The organism is Vreelandella sp. 2A-K22 (assembly GCF_054065485.1).
Genome location: NZ_JBSUGC010000004.1, coordinates 206,156 through 225,883, shown reverse-complemented (window position 1 = coordinate 225,883; position 19,728 = coordinate 206,156). Strand labels below are relative to the sequence as shown.

At 50.9% G+C, this 19,728-nt stretch carries 29 protein-coding genes; 17 read left to right on the top strand and 12 right to left on the bottom strand.

The window, feature by feature from the left end; translation table 11 throughout:
• Positions 1–114: 114 nt before the first annotated feature.
• The 11 genes from ACW17M_RS07420 (at position 115) to ACW17M_RS07370 (ending at position 6,490) form a co-directional block, all read left to right on the top strand.
• On the top strand, positions 115–558 hold the full coding sequence (locus ACW17M_RS07420) for a hypothetical protein (protein ID WP_159176909.1): 444 nt from the start codon (positions 115–117) through the stop codon (positions 556–558).
• Positions 559–623: 65 nt separating this feature from the next.
• The gene (locus ACW17M_RS07415; protein ID WP_159176908.1) at positions 624–1,184 is read left to right on the top strand and encodes a hypothetical protein; all 561 of its coding nucleotides are present in this window, start codon (positions 624–626) and stop codon (positions 1,182–1,184) included.
• A gap of 333 nt (positions 1,185–1,517) precedes the next feature.
• On the top strand, positions 1,518–1,937 hold the full coding sequence (locus ACW17M_RS07410; protein ID WP_223827934.1) for a MarR family winged helix-turn-helix transcriptional regulator: 420 nt from the start codon (positions 1,518–1,520) through the stop codon (positions 1,935–1,937).
• Positions 1,938–2,027: 90 nt separating this feature from the next.
• Positions 2,028–2,546: a class IV adenylate cyclase gene (locus tag ACW17M_RS07405; protein WP_457547137.1), complete on the top strand. Its 519-nt coding sequence runs from the start codon at positions 2,028–2,030 to the stop codon at positions 2,544–2,546.
• Between the two features lie 70 nt (positions 2,547–2,616).
• Entirely contained in the window at positions 2,617–2,994 is a 378-nt protein-coding gene (locus ACW17M_RS07400; protein WP_159176905.1) for a nuclear transport factor 2 family protein, read from the top strand.
• Between the two features lie 51 nt (positions 2,995–3,045).
• Complete coding sequence (locus tag ACW17M_RS07395) at positions 3,046–3,672, top strand: LysE family translocator (RefSeq protein ID WP_159176904.1); 627 nt, start codon at positions 3,046–3,048, stop codon at positions 3,670–3,672.
• 36 nt (positions 3,673–3,708) lie between these two features.
• The gene (locus ACW17M_RS07390; protein ID WP_159176903.1) at positions 3,709–4,104 is read left to right on the top strand and encodes a GFA family protein; all 396 of its coding nucleotides are present in this window, start codon (positions 3,709–3,711) and stop codon (positions 4,102–4,104) included.
• Positions 4,105–4,198: 94 nt separating this feature from the next.
• Positions 4,199–4,747 (top strand): nucleotidyltransferase family protein, encoded by a 549-nt coding sequence (locus ACW17M_RS07385; protein WP_027957583.1) that lies wholly within the window; start codon positions 4,199–4,201, stop codon positions 4,745–4,747.
• Between the two features lie 93 nt (positions 4,748–4,840).
• Positions 4,841–5,287: a hypothetical protein gene (locus ACW17M_RS07380; RefSeq protein ID WP_159176902.1), complete on the top strand. Its 447-nt coding sequence runs from the start codon at positions 4,841–4,843 to the stop codon at positions 5,285–5,287.
• 60 nt (positions 5,288–5,347) lie between these two features.
• Positions 5,348–5,839 carry a RidA family protein gene (locus ACW17M_RS07375; RefSeq protein WP_022523105.1) on the top strand — a complete coding sequence of 164 codons (492 nt, stop codon included), beginning with the start codon at positions 5,348–5,350 and terminating at the stop codon, positions 5,837–5,839.
• Positions 5,840–5,980: 141 nt separating this feature from the next.
• A complete protein-coding gene (locus ACW17M_RS07370; RefSeq protein ID WP_457547136.1) occupies positions 5,981–6,490 on the top strand; it encodes a GNAT family N-acetyltransferase in 510 nt (169 codons plus the stop codon).
• Positions 6,491–6,544: 54 nt separating this feature from the next.
• Here ACW17M_RS07370 and ACW17M_RS07365 read toward each other — a convergent pair whose 3' ends face one another.
• Positions 6,545–6,856, bottom strand: coding sequence for a type II toxin-antitoxin system RelE/ParE family toxin (locus ACW17M_RS07365; RefSeq protein WP_457547135.1), 312 nt, complete (start codon positions 6,854–6,856; stop codon positions 6,545–6,547).
• A gap of 2 nt (positions 6,857–6,858) precedes the next feature.
• The gene (locus tag ACW17M_RS07360; protein WP_457547134.1) at positions 6,859–7,095 is read right to left on the bottom strand and encodes an addiction module protein; all 237 of its coding nucleotides are present in this window, start codon (positions 7,093–7,095) and stop codon (positions 6,859–6,861) included.
• A gap of 142 nt (positions 7,096–7,237) precedes the next feature.
• Here ACW17M_RS07360 and ACW17M_RS07355 point away from each other — a divergent pair, with 142 nt between their 5' ends.
• On the top strand, positions 7,238–7,519 hold the full coding sequence (locus ACW17M_RS07355; RefSeq protein ID WP_457547133.1) for a putative quinol monooxygenase: 282 nt from the start codon (positions 7,238–7,240) through the stop codon (positions 7,517–7,519).
• 50 nt (positions 7,520–7,569) lie between these two features.
• On the opposite strand, the gene ACW17M_RS07350 is transcribed toward ACW17M_RS07355, so the two are convergent.
• The 7 genes from ACW17M_RS07350 to ACW17M_RS07320 all read right to left on the bottom strand — a co-directional run bounded on the left by ACW17M_RS07350 (position 7,570) and on the right by ACW17M_RS07320 (position 12,672).
• The gene (locus ACW17M_RS07350) at positions 7,570–7,776 is read right to left on the bottom strand and encodes a YrhK family protein (RefSeq protein WP_022523108.1); all 207 of its coding nucleotides are present in this window, start codon (positions 7,774–7,776) and stop codon (positions 7,570–7,572) included.
• Positions 7,777–7,821: 45 nt separating this feature from the next.
• A complete protein-coding gene (locus tag ACW17M_RS07345) occupies positions 7,822–8,277 on the bottom strand; it encodes a carboxymuconolactone decarboxylase family protein (RefSeq protein WP_009287032.1) in 456 nt (151 codons plus the stop codon).
• 52 nt (positions 8,278–8,329) lie between these two features.
• Positions 8,330–9,133: a helix-turn-helix domain-containing protein gene (locus ACW17M_RS07340; RefSeq protein WP_457547132.1), complete on the bottom strand. Its 804-nt coding sequence runs from the start codon at positions 9,131–9,133 to the stop codon at positions 8,330–8,332.
• A 45-nt stretch (positions 9,134–9,178) separates the two neighbouring features.
• Positions 9,179–10,186 (bottom strand): GlxA family transcriptional regulator, encoded by a 1,008-nt coding sequence (locus ACW17M_RS07335; RefSeq protein WP_457547131.1) that lies wholly within the window; start codon positions 10,184–10,186, stop codon positions 9,179–9,181.
• Positions 10,179–10,745: an isochorismatase family protein gene (locus ACW17M_RS07330; protein ID WP_457547130.1), complete on the bottom strand. Its 567-nt coding sequence runs from the start codon at positions 10,743–10,745 to the stop codon at positions 10,179–10,181. Before ACW17M_RS07330 ends, ACW17M_RS07335 begins: the two co-directional genes overlap by 8 nt.
• A 203-nt stretch (positions 10,746–10,948) precedes the next feature.
• Positions 10,949–11,545 carry a GNAT family N-acetyltransferase gene (locus ACW17M_RS07325; RefSeq protein WP_457547129.1) on the bottom strand — a complete coding sequence of 199 codons (597 nt, stop codon included), beginning with the start codon at positions 11,543–11,545 and terminating at the stop codon, positions 10,949–10,951.
• 383 nt (positions 11,546–11,928) lie between these two features.
• Positions 11,929–12,672, bottom strand: a complete 744-nt coding sequence (locus ACW17M_RS07320) for a class I SAM-dependent DNA methyltransferase (protein ID WP_457547128.1) — start codon at positions 12,670–12,672, stop codon at positions 11,929–11,931.
• Between the two features lie 201 nt (positions 12,673–12,873).
• On the opposite strand from ACW17M_RS07320, the gene ACW17M_RS07315 reads away from it, so the two are divergent.
• The 4 genes from ACW17M_RS07315 to ACW17M_RS07300 all read left to right on the top strand — a co-directional run bounded on the left by ACW17M_RS07315 (position 12,874) and on the right by ACW17M_RS07300 (position 16,123).
• The gene (locus ACW17M_RS07315; RefSeq protein ID WP_457547127.1) at positions 12,874–13,281 is read left to right on the top strand and encodes a DUF4019 domain-containing protein; all 408 of its coding nucleotides are present in this window, start codon (positions 12,874–12,876) and stop codon (positions 13,279–13,281) included.
• A 206-nt stretch (positions 13,282–13,487) separates the two neighbouring features.
• On the top strand, positions 13,488–14,846 hold the full coding sequence (locus ACW17M_RS07310; RefSeq protein WP_457547126.1) for an NfeD family protein: 1,359 nt from the start codon (positions 13,488–13,490) through the stop codon (positions 14,844–14,846).
• 46 nt (positions 14,847–14,892) lie between these two features.
• Complete coding sequence (locus tag ACW17M_RS07305) at positions 14,893–15,681, top strand: slipin family protein (RefSeq protein WP_009287026.1); 789 nt, start codon at positions 14,893–14,895, stop codon at positions 15,679–15,681.
• Positions 15,682–15,805: 124 nt separating this feature from the next.
• A complete protein-coding gene (locus ACW17M_RS07300) occupies positions 15,806–16,123 on the top strand; it encodes an antibiotic biosynthesis monooxygenase family protein (RefSeq protein ID WP_027957571.1) in 318 nt (105 codons plus the stop codon).
• Between the two features lie 185 nt (positions 16,124–16,308).
• Here ACW17M_RS07300 and ACW17M_RS07295 read toward each other — a convergent pair whose 3' ends face one another.
• The gene (locus ACW17M_RS07295; protein ID WP_190373091.1) at positions 16,309–17,127 is read right to left on the bottom strand and encodes a DUF1206 domain-containing protein; all 819 of its coding nucleotides are present in this window, start codon (positions 17,125–17,127) and stop codon (positions 16,309–16,311) included.
• Between the two features lie 142 nt (positions 17,128–17,269).
• Here ACW17M_RS07295 and ACW17M_RS07290 point away from each other — a divergent pair, with 142 nt between their 5' ends.
• Complete coding sequence (locus ACW17M_RS07290; RefSeq protein WP_009287024.1) at positions 17,270–18,103, top strand: AraC family transcriptional regulator; 834 nt, start codon at positions 17,270–17,272, stop codon at positions 18,101–18,103.
• Here ACW17M_RS07290 and ACW17M_RS07285 read toward each other — a convergent pair.
• Together ACW17M_RS07285 and ACW17M_RS07280 are read right to left on the bottom strand one after the other, a co-directional pair.
• Complete coding sequence (locus tag ACW17M_RS07285) at positions 18,089–18,694, bottom strand: LysE family translocator (protein WP_457547125.1); 606 nt, start codon at positions 18,692–18,694, stop codon at positions 18,089–18,091. The two genes, ACW17M_RS07290 and ACW17M_RS07285, sit on opposite strands and share 15 nt — an antisense overlap.
• 92 nt (positions 18,695–18,786) lie before the next feature.
• Complete coding sequence (locus tag ACW17M_RS07280; RefSeq protein ID WP_457547124.1) at positions 18,787–19,707, bottom strand: glutaminase; 921 nt, start codon at positions 19,705–19,707, stop codon at positions 18,787–18,789.
• Positions 19,708–19,728: the final 21 nt, after the last annotated feature.

Below are 19,728 nucleotides of genomic sequence, written 5' to 3'. Positions count from 1 at the left end.
CATATAATAGCTGCAGCACTTTGTATCATACGGTATAGGCCAGCTGCGGCTTCGATGTGACGTTTTAACAGCTGTCGAATCGAGCGGTCATTGGCGGTCTAACAGGAGAGTGTAATGTCTATAGATCCAATGGCGGTATGGGCGAATATGACATTGAAAATCTGGCCTGAACGCTACTGGATGCTCGATCTTAGCGACACATCCGCTCAAGATGTGGCTAACGTGTTCGTGGCAAGCGATGCTCGGTACAGCTGTTTAATTCGCGATCAGGCAGGTGTATCCGCGATAGTCGACGAGGCGGCTCTTGAACGCTTAAAAACTGAGGTCTCGATAAGAGATAGCTTCGGCCCGTTTCGAGTTGTATCAACGGATGGCGAGCTTCCTTTCGATGTGATTGGTTTTCTCGGCCCTGTTCTGCGAGTGCTAAATGAACACGGCATTAAAGCTGGCCCGCAGTGTGGTGCCGTATTCGATCACCTGTTTATTTATGAACGAGATGTTGAGCGGGCGATGGCCCTTCTAGAGGACTTCATTAGCCAGGCTAGGGCGTGTCAATAAGTTGCTTCGATGTGTCGCTCAACGGGGCGTTTGATGGCTAGTAGCTTGGCCGAAGGCATGAAACAGTGACTAGACCCCCAGATTTCGCTACACACTATTATTTGCGAGAGACAGGCCCGTTTCGGAGTCTCTCAGAGCTTCCTGCTGGCTCGGAAGATCCTGTATTCCAAGATATCCTAACTCGTCATCAGCGTGATCCCGGCTACCGACGGCGCTATGGTAGGAACTACATAGGAGTCCGACGTGAGGTTGAGGCTCGGCTGCGTGAACTCTTCGTTGCGCGTGGAGGTAAACCGCGCCGCGATCATCCCTTCTATCTAGTGCTTGGAGAATCCCCTTGGTTTCGTGACCTGAACGCAAACCAAGGTGAGCTTAGAATCCCTCTCTCTGAGCTCGATCCCGAAGTAACGTCTTTGACTTACCCGGATAGCTTTATTGCGCTAACCCGAGACGACAAGCCTTACTACAATCAAGTGTTTCTGCTTAATGAGGTGAGTAGGCTCGTTACACGCTTCGGAATCCCTGCCAATGATCACGAGATTCCTTACGAGCGCTATTGGGAAACAGATTTTGAGCTCTATATCGAGGTGCAGCTTTGGGCCACTCCACCCAACTTCAAAGCCTAGAAAACAATTAATTCAATTTTTTGGGAATGAAGGCAGCAAAATTGCGCTATATAAGCAGCGGTGAAGGTAGGCTTTAGCGTTAATGCCTTTCTCGAAATGGGAAGCAGTGGTGCCTTCGTGTCGCATTTTATCCTGAAGATGAAGGACGGATTCTAATTCTCTTTGTCATGAATTAGGAGAGTCAGCCTCGTGCATACATGCATGAGAGCAGCTAACCTGGCATTTCACTCGGTCATCAATAACCGCTAACGAGCATTTGCTTGCAATATGTTTGACTGCGCAATCATTTGAATATATATTTGTGGGATCAACCATCGCGCAAGAGTAATGACTATGTCGGAAAATATAGAGGCAGGATTGGTGTTAAGTGTCATCAACCTGCAAAGTAAAATCCAAAAACGGATTGGCAGTGCGCTTTCCGCGCATGGTATTGGCCTGTCCGATTATCTGGTTCTCAATCAGCTATACACCGCACCCAATCAAAAAGTACGCCGTAGCGATCTTGCTGAACAGGTTGGGTTGAGCCCATCAGGGGTTACTCGCCTTTTAAATCCTATGGAGAAAATAGGGCTGGTTAAGAAGCAGGAAAACCCTCGTGATGCCAGAGTCAGCCTGGTGGCACTTACCACAGCTGGGACAAAAATTTATGAAGATGCGCAAGTTTCGTTTAAACACGCTTCTGCCGCATTGCTCGAACCACTTGATAAAAAAGAGTTGGATGAGTTTTATAAGCTGTTAAAGGAAGTGTTGTAGTTTTGCTTGCCCACTGGGCATTGACTCTTGATAAACCAGCCAGCAGATTTCAAGGGTTTGCACCGAACGAAAGCGGCGGAGGCACTTACCATGGCCAGAAATATTGAGATCAAAGCACGTATCGACAACATCGAAGCGCTCGAGTCCAGGGTGGCTAAGATCGCGGACAATGGGCCTACTGAGATAGTGCAAGACGATACCTTCTTCCATTGTGAGGCTGGTCGGCTGAAGCTTCGGGTGTTTTCAGAAAAGCACGGCGAACTCATTTTTTACCGGCGCGCCAATCAGGCAGGCCCGAAAGAATCGTTTTACGTTCGCTCGCAAACTGATGAGCCTGAGGCGTTGCGAGAGACGCTTTCGCTGGCTTATGGTGAAGTTGGTCGTGTTCGGAAACATCGCACGCTGTATCTTGTTGACAGGACTCGTGTACATCTCGATAGAGTGGAGGGCCTTGGGCACTTTCTTGAACTTGAAGTGGTACTTTCCTCCAGTGAATCATCACAGCCCGGTGTGGAAGTCGCGCACCGCCTATTGGATCAGCTCGGTATCGAGTCATCCCAGCTCATTGAAGGCGCTTATGTCGACTTGCTCGAGGAACAGGGGGGCTAACCATTGATTCTATAGGGTCTAACCAAGGAGCCGCGAAGGTTGTCGAGTTCATACGTTAGGGTAATCAGCTATGGAAATCGAAGCGGATCTGATAGAAAAGGAAAGAGCCTTGCTTAGCTTCGAGGTGCGCAGGTCACCGGCGAAGCTGCGGTCTTTACTGTCCTCGGATTTCCTGGAGATCGGCGCATCAGGCGATTTTTTCGGGTTAGATAGTGTCCTTGATTATTTGCCGCAGGAGTCCGCATGGTCGGCCATATCTCAGGACTTTGAGCACCGGAGATTGAGCTCTGATCTTATTCAGCTCTTTTATAGGGTTGCTATCAGTCGTCAAAATGGCTTAGGTACAAGCTATTCTCGGCGAACGTCAATATGGCGGAAAGAGGGAAGTGACTGGAAAATGGTTTACAACCAAGGTACGGCTATTTCTCCTTTTGAGGTTCAGTCTTAGATCGTTGATTCTGCGGGCGTTACACACTTTAATTTTGAAAAGTGAGGGGATATGGGAACGGAAATTTGGCTTCTGTATGTCAGCACCGTATTCATTTTGATGAGTACACCGGGCCCTAGCCAGCTTTTGATGCTTTCCAATAGCGTTAGCAATGGCTTCCAACGGTCGCTATTTACCGCTGCTGGCGATTTGTCAGCCAATTTTTTACAAATGATTGTCGCCTCGATAGGTTTGGTGAGCATTGTTCAGCAATCCAGTGATTTTTTTATCGTTGTGAAGTGGGCGGGGGTGGCATATTTATCGTACTTAGGCCTAAGGTTGATCTTCTCAAAGAGTGGGGGCCATGTAGGTGTGGCGAATCAGGGGCGGTCGAAAAAAAGCTTGTTTTGGCAAGGTTTTATCACTTCAGCCGCAAACCCTAAAGCCGTTATTTTTTTCGCTGCTCTTTTTCCACAGTTCATTAACCCATCTGAGCCCCTTCTGCATCAGTTTGCGATACTGAGTGCCACGTATCTCATCATGGATGCGGTTTTCTTGTTTTCCTACGGTAAATCAGCTGAATGGGTTAGTACGAAACTAAAGTCATCAGCGCGCCAGTACTTAGGTAAGGTATCTGGATCGTTTTTGATTGGCGCAGCGGTGCTTCTAGGTCTGAAGGAAGTTGATGCTAACTTATAAAACGCCTCGCCAGCGATAGATACGAGGGAGAAGGCTGTGGTCAAGCAAGTGGGCGGAGTTAACATTCAACCTAGGCACAGGGCTACATGCCACTGCGGCATGGTGGAGCTCGAACTCGATCTGCCTGAGGGGCTTGTTGACCCGAAACGGTGTAACTGCTCTATTTGCAGGCGCAAAGGCGCTGTTATGGCCTATGTACCATTGAACGGTCTTCGCATTCTCCGCGGCGCCGAGCATCTAAAGCTTTATCAGTTCAATTCAGGTGTCGCAAAGCACTACTTCTGTTCAAACTGCGGCATCTACACCCACCACCAAACGCGCTCGAACCCCACTGTGTATGGGTTCAATGTCGGGTGCCTGGAAGGCGTTAACCCCTGTGATTTGGATGGTGTACCGGTTAGCGACGGTATCAATCATGAGGTTGATCTGTAGCAGCAGGGATAGGGGAGCTATAACGTGTCCAGCGTTGGATGGTTCAGCACCACCCAGCAAGTCAAAATAGGCGCATTGGTAGTAAGGTATTGAGATGGAGCATGAAGCGCTGGTCAAAAAATGGCTGATGAGTGATCAGGCACGTATGGAGGCGCTGACAATAGCGGCTGCGCGGAAGCTGCCGGGGTGGTGTCTCGCTGCTGGATTCGTTAGAAACTTGGTGTGGGACAAGCTGCATAATTTTTCGAAGAATACGGCCCTTAACGACATCGATTTAATTTACTTCGATCCTGACGACATAAGCGATTCCCGCGATCATGAGATCGAGCAAGGATTAAGGGAAGTCTCAACGTTTCCCTGGTCGGTAAAGAACCAGGCAAGAATGCACGAGAGAAATAATGACTGTCCGTATACGTCCACTGAAGATGCCATGAGTTTCTGGGTAGAAGTAGAAACTGCTGTAGGCGCTGCTTTGGATGATGATGGAGACGTTATTCTTGTAGCTCCCTTTGGTGTTAAGCCTCTGTTTGACTATACCATTACCTTAAATCCCAAACGACCAAAGCGAACAGATTTTGATGCCCGAATATGCGCTAAGCGATGGCTACAAACCTGGCCAAGGTTGGTGGTAAAGGTCTTATAGATGATTGTTGTATCGGCAGGGCTTAGCACTGCACCGAGATCAACTATTTTCTTTACCGTGAAAATTGGTTGAAAATTAATAGGAAATGAAGCTATGGAACTTGCTAGAGTAAATGATGAAAATATCAACGATCTTTATGACTTGAATGTCAAGCTTGCTGAGTCTGAAAATCAAAAGCACCTGTTTACTGCTGATAGAACAAGTTACGCCGACGCTTTTTTGGCCTCTACGCCTGCTTGTTTTGGATTATTGGCTTATCAAGACAACCAGCCCATTGGCTTCTATATATATAATTTTAAGTTTGCGAGTTACGTTGGATCCCGCGTTCTTTATATTGAGGATCTGTACTTGATCGATGGTTTTGATGGCGATGAAAATAAAAGTATTTTACTACAGAATGCTGTAAATGAGTCACAGTCTGAGAATTGTTGTAGAGCTGAGATGCGTGTTCTTAAAGAGTTCAATATTGGGTATGATCTTATAAGTAGTTTTGGTTTCAGTGAGATCAAGAAGTGGAATGTTTATCGTCTAGATCTTTAATAAACCAGCACCAGTGCGCGTTGTCATTAAAACCTTAACAGCATATACGTGGAGCCTGTAATGAAATCAACCGTGGAAGAGCGTATCCGTTCGCTGGGCTTGGAACTGCCCGTCGTTACCACGCCAAGGGGCAGCTTTCGTTCCTATGCCATTTCGGACAACATGCTCTATCTGTCAGGTAAGGGTGCTCCGTTGCGAGAAGAGGGAGTTGTTGTCCCAAAAGTTGGGCAGGAAGTCACTGTTGAGCAGGCTCGGATGTACGCTCAAGAGGTTGGCCTGTATCTCCTTGCGCTCATTAAAGAAGCGCTGGGTGACTTTGATCGGGTTCAGCGTGTCGTGAAGGTGTTTGGTATGGTCAATGCTGATCCTAACTTTACTTCTCACACTGAAGTCATCAACGGTTGTTCCGACCTGTTTGTTACCGTTCTTGGTGAGCGCGGTGAGCATGCACGCTCTGCCATTGGGGTTGGCTCATTGCCGAAGGGGTTTGCTGTGGAAATTGAAGCCATCGTTGAGTTTTCAGACTCTTCGCCACACCATCGTCACGCTTAACCTATTCCTTGGGCTGTTCCGAGTTTTGGTAGCAGTTTTACCCAACGTCGGGGGCCTTAAGCCCAGTAAAGTCACACTTCTCCCGACAATCAATTGGGGTCGGAGCTAGCGCTTAACGAGAGCATCATCAACAAGGAGGAAATGGTGCAAATTTGTGAAACGGAGAGGCTGGTTATAAGAACGTTGTCCTTAGATGATGTTCCCGAGTTGACCAATATCCTCAGCGACCCTGAGGTGATGAAATATTCGATTCGAGGCGTTTGCGATGAAACGGCGACTCGGCGGTTTATCGAGTGGTGTTTGGATAGCTATGCGTCTCACCGTATCGGGCCATGGGCTTTAGTTGAGAAGGGGTCCGGTAAGCTTGTTGGCTTTTGTGGTGTCAGCCCCGAAGAGGTCAATGGTGTTGAGGAGATGGGGCTAGGCTATCGGCTAGCCAAACAGTACTGGGGCCAGGGGCTGGCGTCTGAGGCAGTGCAAGCGGTACTTCATAAGGCATTTAATCAAAAGCAGCTATCGTCGGTGGTGGTTATTATTGAGCCTGAAAATGTTGCGTCGCTTAAGGTCGCAGAGAAAGCCGGGTTTTCTGTGTTCGATAATCTTGAATTTCATGGCCGTCCAGTGAGGCAGTATCGGTTAACTCAGCAGTAGAGGGGCGTACTTCATACTAATGAAATGAAAGCGATAGGTGCGCGATGAGTGGCATTATGGGCTAACCCGATTATGCCAGTAGCCTGGCTTTCTCGAGTGATGGGCGAAAGCAACAATGGTAATTGTTTGGTTATTGGAAACAGTCACAAGGGAAAACGGGAATTGTTGAAGGATGAAGCGCTTTGCGCCACGTTTGCGTGCTTCGCCTATTACAGGAACCAGTGGTGGATTTGGTGCGCTTAGCTTTGTGGTAGCTTGTTCAAAGGTATTAATAAGCTGTTCACCAAGCCCCGGTGATTCGAGTTCATACCAAGCTGCGGCTTCCATCAGTTCTTCTGCAGCCTCTGGACTAACCTTTACTATCAAAATCAGTTCCTTAACCGAGCTCTGGCACGCTCAAGGACTTCACTGACATCTAAAGATTTGATTTTGCCAGATTCAATCTCATTGATTCTGCGACATATCTCCGCGTCCCAAGCTTCCGATACACTGATTTCAGCCATACCATCCAGGCTTGCTACCAAATCATGAGCGAGTTTAGCCCGCTCTTTCTCCGATAGGGTCATTGCTTCGTTCGTGATGGTTTCAAGTCGCGCTGTATTCATCTATTCACCCAGCCTCATGGAAACGGCAATGTCAAAATCATGCAGTAAATTACACTTGATAACAAGGCCATCATGCCTGCCTATGGACTGTTGCGGAACCATATCATTAGCGCAGTTGGCAGATTCTGCGCCGAGGAAATCAATGTCAAAGGTCATACTGAAAGGATTTATCATCGTCCCCGAGCCGGATCTGGACGCTGTTAAAGCAGAGCTCATCAACCATAAGCGGTTAACCCTGTCTGAGCCCGGCTGCCTCGTTTTTGAGGTTGTTCAATGCACTATTAACCCCTATCGATTTGATGTGTATGAAGAGTTCATTGACCGAGACTCTTTTGAGCGACATCAAGCTAGAGTGAAATCCTCCGCCTGGGGTAAGGTTTCAGCCAATATTGAAAGGCATTACAGTCAGCAATCCGCTGGGTAGCTAACCCAGCGGCTATAACCGACGTTTCTTACTTTCGTATGTGTGCTCTATTAGCCGCGCTTCTTACCAGTATCTCTCATACTCATCACGTAAATAATGAACATGATCAGTGAGCCCATTACAAAACACCATACGCCTACGGTTGCGTAGCTCGCAAAAGCGGGAAGAAACAAAAGACTGCCAAAGAAGAAAAATAAGCTTGATAAGAGACCGAGTAGGTTGGGTAGCTGTTGATGCTGCGCTATCTCACTGTTCATTTTATTTCCTTATCTGAACTATTACTTTCAAGAGCCTCACAGTGCTTAAATACTGATGTCCGGTGCAAACTGAAAGCCCACCGATACTCGATTCCAACTGTTGATTTGGACAATAATGGCGGTGAGGTCAATTAGCCCCTGCTCACCAAACGCAGCTAGGGCGTTTTGATAGTCGTTGTCACTCACCGCTTGCTGGCTGACCAGTGTTAGTGCTTCGGCCCAGGCGAGTGCGGCGCGCTCTTGTGTGCTGAAGCAGGGGGCTTCACGCCAAGCAGGCAATACGTCTAAGCGAACCTGGTGTTCGCCATCGTCTCTGGCCTCTTGCGAATGCATGTGCTGACAAAAGCAGCAGTGATTAATTTGCGAAACACGTAGGTTGACCAAGTGGATTATCGAGCGATCAACCGTTGAGTCTGGGGCAACGTCGCCTAGTGCCGTCAGGTGCTTAGCTAGACGGGGGCAAAGGCGATATACAGACTGTTGAGAGATACGAGTAGACATGTGGGTGACCTCGGTGAGTAAGTTGAGAGCTCAGCTTAACGTCGAGGTTTTTTTACGCCTTGTAAATTTGCGACAGTTTGCGCTTGCGATAGGCGGCGGGCGTTTCATAGGCGAGTGATTGGAAGGCATGGGTGAAGTGAGCTTGGTCATAGTAGCCGCATTGCAGGGCTATTTCCGTTAGGGGCAGCGTGGTTGCAAGCAGTCCATGGCGGGCTCGGTTCAGTCGGGCATAGGCCACTAATTGGCCTGGGGTAACGCCCACTTCACGTTTTAATTTGCGCTCCAGAGTACGTCGAGTAAACCCGAGCGTGGCGCCTAACTGTTGGGGCGGAAGCTGAAGTGCTCCAATGGCTTGAACAATCTTAGTGATACGGCTATTGGCGGGTGGCTGGCTCTCTAGTCGATGTAACAACCATGTTTCCAGCAGCCGTAAGCCCTGTTGCGAGTCCAACTGGTAGAGGAGCTCTACCACAGGTATTAATCCTTGCAATCCTAATGGTTCAAGCTCGTTATCCAAGCGGTAGTGTGTATCTGTGAATGCTTCGGGTAGCAAACCCAGCAAGCAGTGGGTGCCGGCTGCCTTAAAACGAATGCCCAGACAGGGTGCGGTGGTGTCGAGTGTCTCTATCAACGTGGTTTTGTTGAAACAGAGCGTGATAATGGGGTGGGGGCTGGTGAGCTTGATGCTGAGGCTAGCACCGGCATCAGGGTAGAACTTTTCGGTTCTTGATTCAGTGAGATGCCCTGGGCGCCCCATTGACCAAAGGCACTGAACCCACGGGGCTAAGCGTTTATCAGGCAGGCGATGCCGAAAATTTAGATCGTTAGCGTTGCTTGGCAAGATGAACTCGGTCATGGCGTTAACCAATGGTATGTTTTTTTAATGATGGCTCACATTAACTCAATCACGCAGCATCTGGGAGCTGGCCCGGCGCCATACACTAGGCGGCGCTTTTTCCTGGCGAGCCCAGTTGCGCCTTAGCTGCCGCTCATCCCCGAATCCGGATGCTTCGGCGATACGCGCTAGCGTCCATGTCGTTTCGGTCATTAACGCTTTGGCTCGCTGCAGGCGCAACCCCATAATGTAATCGCCGACCAGCATGCCGGTGAGGCTTTTGAATTGGCGCCGGAAATGACGCTCGCTCATGGCTGCCTGAGCCGCCAATGTCTGGATACGCCAGGTTTGCGAAGGGGCGGCGCAAATTGCATCTTGAACGCGATGCAGCCGTTCATCCACATGATTGCGGCCCTCAAGCCAGGCGCCCAGCTGAGGCTCCTGACCACTGCGGCGAAGATACAGCACCATTTCCCGCGCTACCGCCAGCGCCAGCGAGTGGCCGCAAGCGCGGGTTAGCCAGTACAGTATGGTATCAATGCCGGTCGAAATCCCCGCGCTGGTTAAATAGCGCCCGTCCTCGGTAAAGATACAATCACGTTGTACCTTTGCTTGTGGGGCTTTGGACTGCAACTGCTCGATTAGCGTGTGGTGGGTGGTACAGCGTCGCCCCTTTAACAGGCCCGCATCTGCCAGTAATAGCGTGCCCGAGCAAACGGTCATCAGCGTATCCGCATAGCGGGCATTCGCCTTGAGCCAAGCGATGCACTCTTGTTGCGCCAATGGCTCAAGGCTATTGCGGTACTGCCCCGGAATCAGCAGTAAATCTTGAGTAGGAAGCTGCTCAGGCAAGGGATCGATGCCACTAAGGGTTAACGGCCCTAACCACTGCATGGCCGCTTTGGGTCCGATATAGTGCACCTGAACGTCTATTGAAAGCCGGTCTGCACACTGTAAGACCTGAAGTGGGCCAACCAAATCAAGCGGCACCTGGCCGGGCATCATCAACACCGCCACCCGCAGAGTTGTGGCTCTTGGGGATGGCGGCTGGCTATGTTGTTGCTCTTCACTCACGCGTGCTTTGCCATTCGTTGATCATGTCTTGTGTACTGATAATACGCGCAAAGCGGTCTTCAAGTACCAGTTCGGTGCGCGCCTTAATATCATCTGCTGACCAGGTGATGCCGTGGCGTGTCATGGGGAACGTTAGGGTAGCATCGCTGATAAAGTCGACGCTAAACCCTAAATCCGACGCCACCCGTGCGGTGGTTTCGCAGCATTGCTCGGTACGAATACCGCTAATCGCCAGCCGTTCAATGCCTCGCTCCCGTAACCAGCTTTCTAGTGAGGTATCGCTGAACGCGTTATGCGCACGTTTATGAAAGGTTACCGCCACTTCATCGTTAAAGTCATCAAGCGGACGAATAAGGCCACCGTCAGGGTCGAAAGCCCCTTGGCTGCCAGGTGCCTCATGCAGAATGCGTACAACCGGTATATCGTTGGCCTGGGCTGCATTCAGTACCACACGCTGCTTGGGGCGCCACGCCTGAGCCAGTGATTCTACCCAGTAATCGCGGGCAGGGAACGAGGCTTGAACATCAACTAATAGTAATGCGGTTTTAGGCTGGGTCATGGCTAATCTCATCGTGTTGAAGTGAGGTTACAGATTAGCTGTTACGCATTCTGCCAACGATGCGTTAAGCGGTCACAAAGGGGGCAATTTCGGCCATGTGTGGCCGAAGGGTAATATCTGACAATGGCGATTATGAATGAACATCTAGGCGCCAGGCTCTCACCTCTGAAGGGATATGCTTTCGAGAGGGCGAGCATTGTCTGCTAAGTTAAACTTGCTACCTTCAACACCATGGTTGTTGACCCAGAAAAGCCGATTAACCATTTCAAGTAGGGAAAATGCTCTTCGTTTACGGCGATAAATCCCTTGGACTCGTACAGCCTCCTTGCTCTCGGGTTGCTATCGATAACGTCTAAGCGGATCGTCTCGAAACCATTATCCACGGCATGTGCAATAATGCTATCCAAGAGTCTGGAACCTATGCCTTGCCCTCGGAATCGGCTATCGACAGCAATCCCATCCATCACCAATTCTTGAGATTTTGGCTTGCGCTCGAATAAGCTGAACACCAGACATGCCCAGAGCCCTTTCAATGTTCCAAGCTTGCCTATCAGCTGTTTCATCCCGATTCCGCTCGTTAGCGAACCATTGGGCTGCTGAAACCCTGCTAGCCCAATGACCTCATCTTCAAAGATGGCAGTAAAGGAAAATTCAGGGACAAAACAGTCGGAGAGTAATTGAATGCGCTTAGCCTTGTCAGGTATTGCGCTCGCGAATTTAGCGCCGAAAGCTTCTTCATATAGCTTAGCGACAGGCCCAGCCTTCTCAAGGTTAAAGCCTTTCTGAATCAGAACGTTCATATACTGGCTCCTAGATTCAAAGAGAAATGACTATTGATCACAGACGCAGTGAATTAATTTTTATTTGCAGGGATGAGGCAACTTCAGTAGTGGATGAGGAATTGCCGCGGGTCTTTGGTTCAATATCATAAAGGGGGGATGCATCGTTAGTACCTTCACTGATAATGGCATGATGAGTATCTGTACCGTAGAAGGCCATTCTTAAGTGCGCTATAGAATTTTCCCAGCAAGCTGAATGTTGTAAAGCGGCGCTTATGACGAGGTCTAAAGACCCCGCGACACACAGGTTCTACGAGTCTTCAGCCCAAGCAAGCAGGGGGATCAGATAAGGTTCGATGCTTAAAGCTGACTTGTCCTACTAGTGAAGTAATTGGTAGGAGAGATTAAACCTTCACACAGACAAAAATAGCGTTTCCAGAGGTGGCATCCCAGGGAATGATTTTTTCATAGTTGTGCTCAAACACATGAACTTCAAAGTGAGGCGCTAAGAGTGCGCTTAACTCCGCAAAGTTGACGGCTACCATGGGGTGTTCGTCGTTCCATAGCTGTGTTCCTTCAGCGTTGGCTTTTTCAATGCTGAGCCTAAGCGACTGCTTTTCACCTTGGCCACTGTAGTGCCATCCCGAGCGGAACGTGAATAAATCGCTTTCTTGTTGGGCGCTGTGTTTAACAGATAAAGCGTTATCGATTTTGTCTTTATCGACTGCGTTAAAACAGAAAATACCACCAGACTTGAGGGCACAATGAGCACTGGATATACACGCTTTTAGCTTTTCAATCCCATCGTTGTAGTGGATTGAGTATAAAAAGCAGGTGATTAAGTCTTGAGGCTCGTTGGCCTTGAAGTCACTCATGTCTTGCAACGTGAAGTGTGCTTCTGAGCAACGCGTGGTGGCAATATCCAGCATGGGTTGATTAATATCAAGCCCGCTACTGGCGTATCCAAAATCAATAAAATGGCGCACGTGTGGGCCGGTGCCACAGGCTAAATCTAGGTGTGTCGTTCCGCCGTTACCGAAAATCTGATGCAGCCTGCGAATGGCGTGGCTTTGCGCTTGATAGTCGATATCCACGCACATCAAATCGTAGTAGCCAGAAAGGTCGGTATAGAGGGCATTGACGGACATAGTGACCTAATAGTGGCAACTGAAATAGGGTGGGTGGCGCATAGTAAACGAGCGAGTAGGGTTTGAGAAGCAGACACAGCTTGGAGTTTAACGATTACGCAAATACATCTTGCAGCCCTAAAGAAACTCTGACGATGACCGATATATACCTAAGACCATCGAGATTTCTCTGGTCGTTGCTAAATGCCGAGAGTGCCCGTTATGCCGAAAATGCTGATCTTTATCATCACCTTGCTTCTCATTCTGTCTAACCAAGCGCAGGCAAACTCGAGTGCGGCAGAGGCGGCGGCGTTGGCGTGGCTAGAAGCCATCGATAGTGGTCAGTATGAGCAGGCATGGGAATCTTCATCTTCACTACTAAAAAAGCCGCTTTCACCGCACATGTTAGAACGGACGATTGGTGCAGCGCGTCGTGACTTTGGTGAGGTTCAGTCGCGTCGGCGAGTAAGCGTTGTCCGCGAAACCTCTATGCCAGGGGCTCCAAGAGATGACTACGCGGTTTTGACGTTCCAAACACGTTTTGAAAACAGATCATCGCAGATTACGGAAACCATCACTCCTCACTTGGAAGAGGGCACGTGGAAAGTTAGTGGTTATTACTTGAACTAACCGACTTCTCAAAAATATTGCAACCACCTCTGGTTTGCAGCATCGCCTTGGTTCAGGCTCCTTTTCCCCTCGAATCCTGCCATCACGTTGTTCATGACGAAGCTCAATTTGGCTGCTACGTTGAGTAGATAGCCTTGTGTATGTTGCTATGGATAGGCTGCAGATTTAGACGGGAATGTTCAAGGCGTTGCATGCGAGGAGCGGGTATGCAAACCCTTTCTCTCAAACCGCACTGGCTCTGGTTGATGGTTGCCGGTTTGCTAATGGCTACTATGTCGTTTACATGGCAGGCCATGGCACAAAGCGCTTCACCAAGCGTTCTGGTGCTTAATATTGAAGGCGCCATCGGCCCGGCTACCAAGGACTACTTTGAGCGTGGGCTGAATAAAGCCCGCGAGCAGGGCAGTGAGGTGGTGATCGTCGAGCTCGATACCCCCGGCGGGTTGGTCGACACCACTCGCGACATGATTCGCGAGATGCTCAACGCTGACATTCCCGTGGTGATGTACGTTTTCCCCAGTGGTGCGCGAGCGGCAAGCGCGGGCACCTATCTACTTTACGGTAGCCACGTGGCTGCCATGGCCCCCTCGACGCATCTCGGCTCGGCCACGCCGGTACAAATGGGCGGTGGGTTGCTCGGCAGCGATGAAGACGAAGAAGATAATTCGGCTGAGGAGTCGGATGGCGAGGGCAGCGCCATGGAACGCAAGGTGATGGAAGATGCGGTGAGCTTTATCCGCAGCCTAGCGGAACGCCATGATCGCAATGCCGATTGGGCTGAAGAGGCCGTGCGCAATGCGGTCAATTTCACTGCCAGCGAGGCGCTGGAGCAGAACGTCATCAATGTGGTGGCGCGCGATCTTGACGATCTCCTTGAGCAGATTGACGGCATGAGCGTGGTCATGGAAAGTGGCGATGCTACGCTTGAGACCGCAGGCCTCACCATTGAACGCTTCGACCCTGATTGGCGCACCCAGGTGCTATCGCTGATCACTAATCCCAACATAGCCTTCTTCTTGATGGTCATCGGCTTTTACGGGCTGGTTTTCGAGCTGGCCAATCCCGGCAGCCTGTTCCCCGGCACCATTGGCTTGATTTGCTTGCTGCTCGCCCTGTTTGCGTTTCAGGTGCTGCCGATTAACTACGCCGGGCTTGCGCTGATGGTGGTCGGGCTGGCGTTGATGGTGGGTGAGGCATTTATGCCTAGCTTCGGCGTGCTGGGGGTTGGCGGCATCATTGCCTTTGTACTTGGTTCGGTAATGCTGATGGACGCGGAGCATCTTGCCATTTCGCTACCACTAATCGGTGGTGTGGCATTGGTGTCCGGGGGGCTAATGCTATGGACGTTAACACGCTTTGCAACGCTGCGCCGTCGTCCGGCACACACTGGCGCGGAGCAGTTAATCGGCGCAGATGCGGTTGCACTGGATGATTTTGAGACCAGCGGCCATGTAAGGCTGCATGGCGAGCGCTGGAACGCAGTAAGCGATGTGCCAGTCAAACGAGGTGAAAAGCTTGTGGTGGTGCGCCTTGATGGCTTAACGGTATATGTGACGCCCCGCTAGTGCCCACTTTCTGACATAACCGACCCACAGCTAAACGAGGTGTCCAATGATTATTTCGTATTTAGTTCCTGTCGTGCTGGTGGTGATGTTGATCGCCGCCTCTATTCGCATACTGCCAGAATATAAACGCGGCGTAGTGTTCTTTCTGGGGCGTTATCAGATAGTGAAAGGGCCTGGGCTAGTCATTGTGATCCCCGCCATTCAGAAGATGGAGGTGGTGGATCTGCGCGTCATTACCATGGATGTGCCGGAACAGGACGTAATCTCTCAGGATAACGTCACCGTTAAAGTTAATGCGGTGCTTTATTTCCGCGTCGTCGATCCAGAAAAGGCAATCATTCAAGTCGAGAATTTTACCCAGGCGACCAGTCAACTGGCGCAGACCACTTTGCGCTCCGTGCTGGGTAAGCATGATCTGGATGAGATGCTTTCCGAGCGCGATAAGCTCAACGACGATATCCAGGAAATCATCGATACCCAAACCGAAGCGTGGGGTATCAAGGTCGCCAATGTTGAAATTAAGCATGTAGATTTGGATGAGAGCATGATTCGCGCCATTGCGCGCCAGGCAGAGGCGGAGCGTGAGCGTCGCGCTAAGGTGATTCACGCCGAAGGGGAACTGCAAGCATCCAAGAAACTGGTCGAGGCGGCCAATGTCATGCAGGAAAACTCTGCCGCGCTGCAACTGCGCTACCTGCAAACCATGAGCGACATGAGCAATAAAAACGCGTCAACCATTGTCTTCCCATTACCAATGGACATTATGGAAGCGTTCAAGGATATGAAAGCCAAGCATACGGCAGCGACGCCTGGTAAGGCGCAGGATGACGCCTAGGCTCACAGCTCTTCCCACTGCCTGTGGTACGGTTTGGCAGCAACTGGCAGTGGGCTCCCTGAATACATTTTTTGTTTCATGGGATATGCTTCGAAGCCTCTGATCCATGGATCCCGGTGATGCCATGTCCCTGATTGCCACTACCCTTGAACCGCCTTACTACGCCGTTATTTTCACTTCACTACGCACCGAGGTCGATAACGGCTATGACGCAATGGCCGCAAGAATGGTTGAGCTTGCAGCACAGCAGCCGGGGTTTTTAGGGGTGGAGTCTGCCCGTAATGAGGTGGGTGTAACAGTTTCTTACTGGGCCGATTTGGCATCTATTAAAGCGTGGAAAGCCCATGCTGAGCATCAAGAAGCTCAGCGGCTAGGCCATCAGCAGTGGTACCAGCACTTCAAAACCCGTATCGCCAAAGTCGAGCGAGATTACGGTATTTAGCTGGTTGCCACCGATTCACGGCTTACACCACCAGCAACAGGGGTGTCAATACCAGTTCAATAGGAATGGACAGAAGAATAGTCTCCAGAAAGGAGAGGGTGGCGAGTAGACACAGCATATTCTTCGAGCGGTTAATGCGCTCAAACCACTACTTAGTGCATTTGGATGTTATGGCCATGCAGGTCTTACACTTCGGGATTAATGCGGCGATAGACAGCCGCTAATAGGCTGTAAAGGCCAAACGCAAAAAGTCCCAGCGCGACAAAACCAAGCAACCACTGACCGAAGGGCTGGCTTCGCAGGGTGCTAAACACCTCGCTCATACCGCCTGCTTGATTGGGATTGATTTGATAAGCGGCGATGATAAAAAAGCTACCCACGATCACAAACACAGCACCACGAATCACTAAGCCGAAACGGCAAATAGGGTAGGCCCATTGTTGCGTTTGTGGTGGCATAGCGAAGTGTTTGTCGAATTTGGCCTTGTAGCCTTTAAGCGCGTGGGCCATACCTACCCCTATCATGATGAGGCCAACCCCAGCGACCAGCCAGCGCCCGAAAGGCTGCTGCATCAGCCAGCCCGCGACACCTTGCGAACCGCCACCAGAATCACCTGAAGAGCCCGCAAATTGAAAGATGAGCGTGGCGGCAAAAAAAGACAACAACGTGTGGGTAATGGCGCTCGCCAATAAGCCCGCACGAATTGCCAGCCCCTTGGCGCCGTTGCCGTGATGGTCAGTGTCTTTAACCGCCTGGATGATTCGCCACATAGCGTAGCCCACCAAGCCGATGGCCATAATGGCTAACAAGACTTTACCGAAGGGAGCGGTGAGCAAACGTTCTAAGGCGCCACGACTGCCTTCTGTTTGGCCGCCTTGTCCAAATGCTGCCAGCGCTGCTAGGCTACCCACTAATACATACACAATGCCGCGGGAGGCATAACCCATGCGGGCATAAAGGGTAATTGCATCCCTGTGGTTGCGGTTTTTCATACTGTTGGCCATGGCGTCCTCCTGACTAATATGGCGTTGCGCATTCCTATGCAATCTAGCGTATAGAGCAGTATAGCGGCCCATACTGTGCTTGTGCTGTGCTATTGTTCAGCGTAGGTAATGAATCGCTATTTTTAACTATTGCGAGCAGAGCATGAGTACCATTTCGTCACCTATCTTCTGGCGCGATGCGCGTATGCCCTATGTGGAGCTGCGCAAGATTAGCGACGCGCGACAAGTTTGCTATGCGCCGCACAGCCATACGCATTGGTCGCTGGGGGCCATTACCGCAGGTAAAAGCACTTTTTGCTATCGCGATGCGACGCATCAGATTAGTGCGGGTGACATCGTTATGATGAACCCCTACTGGGTGCATGCCTGCAACCCCATCGAGAACCAGCCCTGGGCGTACATGATGCTCTACGTCGATACCGAGTGGCTGAGTGAATTGCGTTACCAATTGGGCCTGTTGAATACGCCGTATTGGCAAGATATCGCCACCGCCGTCATTACCCAGCCAGCGCTTTATGCCGGGTACTGCGATATGGCTGCTTGTTTGCTGGATGAACATCGCGAGATTAGCGATAAGCAAACGGCGCTAGTCGAATACTTGTCCATCATGATGCAAGTGCTTGCTCAGGAATCCCCCGCGGTATTGCCCCAAGCGCCCAGTGCGCTAGAACAGGTCGCGGCCTATTTGCGTGCCAATTGTAGCGCTGATATATCGCTAGAACGCCTATGTGAGCAGTCCGGCTATAGTGCTGGGCACCTGATTCGCGCCTTTAAACAGCACTTCGGACTAACACCCCATGCTTACCTGATTAATCAGCGCATTCAGCTGGGGCAGCAAGCGTTAAAACAAGGGCAACCTATCGTTGAGGCGGCTTTGAACGCTGGCTTTAATGACCAGCCCCACTTTCAAAGGACGTTCAAGCGGCTGGTAGCAGCGACACCCAACCAGTACCGCTACCCGCTACTCAACCAGTAAGACAATAGCGCTAGCCGCCAGGCAGATAGCGAGTGCGCGGTTAATCGTCAGTAAGACAATCGGACGATGAACATAGCGTTTCAGAAAAGCGCCTGCATATACCCAACTGGCCAGCGATAGCCAGCAAATAGGCAGATAGAGGCCGGCGAACAGCCATAGCAGATGGGGCTCATTAGCAGTGGTGTAGGCGCCAATGCCAGCGGCAGACGCCAGCCACGCCTTGGGGTTGAGCCACTGCATCATAGCGCCTGTCATAAACCCTGGCGCTTTGACGCCGCCTCGCTCCTGCAAGCCCCCGTCGTGTTGTAGCAGTTGATAGCTGAGGTAGAGTAAAAACAGGATACCTGCCCAGCGTAAAAACGCTTCCAGCAGTGGCGCCACACTCAGCAGAGAGTAAAGGCCAGCGCCGATGGCTAAAAATAGCGCGATAAACCCGAGCGTGGCGCCGGTTACAAAAACAAGCCCTTTAGCAATAGGGTAGTGCGTACCGCTACTCAAACAAACGATGTTGACCGGCCCCGGCGAAATAGACGCTGCGAGGGCAAAGGCGGACATGGGTAGCAGCAAAGATAGCAGGGGTGAAGCGCTCATTGTCATTCTCCTCAGATAATGCAAGGAGAATGCAGTAGCGCTTGTGGGCGGTATTGAACAAAATTGAGATCGTTGCTTAAAGCGTTGCCCTGCTAATGCCCAAAAACCGACCAGCCGGTGTGCTGCACAAACATTTCGAGCGCCTGGGTGCCCAGAAAACTGTTGCCGTAGGCATCCAGCCCCGGCGACCAAACTGCGATGGAGCCATGGCCGGGTGCAATCGCCAGAATGCCACCGCCCACGCCACTTTTGCCAGGCAGGCCGACGCGAAATGCGAACTCTCCCGAGGCGTCGTAGTGCCCGCACATCATCATTAGTGAATTGATACGCCGTGCGCGCTGGGGGGCTACCACGCGAATGCCACTGGGTTTGTTGATACCATCCGAGGCCAAAAATAGCCCGGCATGGGCCAACTGCTCACAGCTCATGGCGATAGCGCACTGGTGAAAATAGGTGCCTAGCACCTTATCGACATCATGGCGTAGGCGGCCAAAGGCTTTCATAAAGTGCGCCAGTGAGGCGTTGCGGTCGCGGTGGGCCATTTCTGAAGCGGCCACCGCGTGGTCGAAGTAAATGCTGTCGTCATCGGCGATATAGCGCACAAAGCTAAGAATCTCGCCAAGTGTCTCTTTGGGCTCGTGGCCCATCATGATCGCATCGACTACCGCAATGGCCCCGGCATTGATAAACGGGTTACGCGGTTTGCCGCTTTCATGCTCTAGTTGCACGATGGAGTTGAAGGGATCCCCTGAGGGCTCGCGGCCTACTTTTGACCACAGCGAATCACCCACTTGCCCAAGTGCAATGGTCAGCGTAAATACTTTAGAGATACTTTGAATCGAGAAGGGCGTGGTAGCACAACCTGCCGAGTACACTTTGCCATCCACCGTGGCGAGCGAAATGGCAAACTGCTGTGGGTCAACATGGCCCAGCTCGGGAATATAGTCTGCGACCTTACCGCGTTCTTCGGCGTTTACCATGGCTGCGGCAATGTCATTGATCAAGTCTTGCATGGGCGTATCGTGTACCGTCAA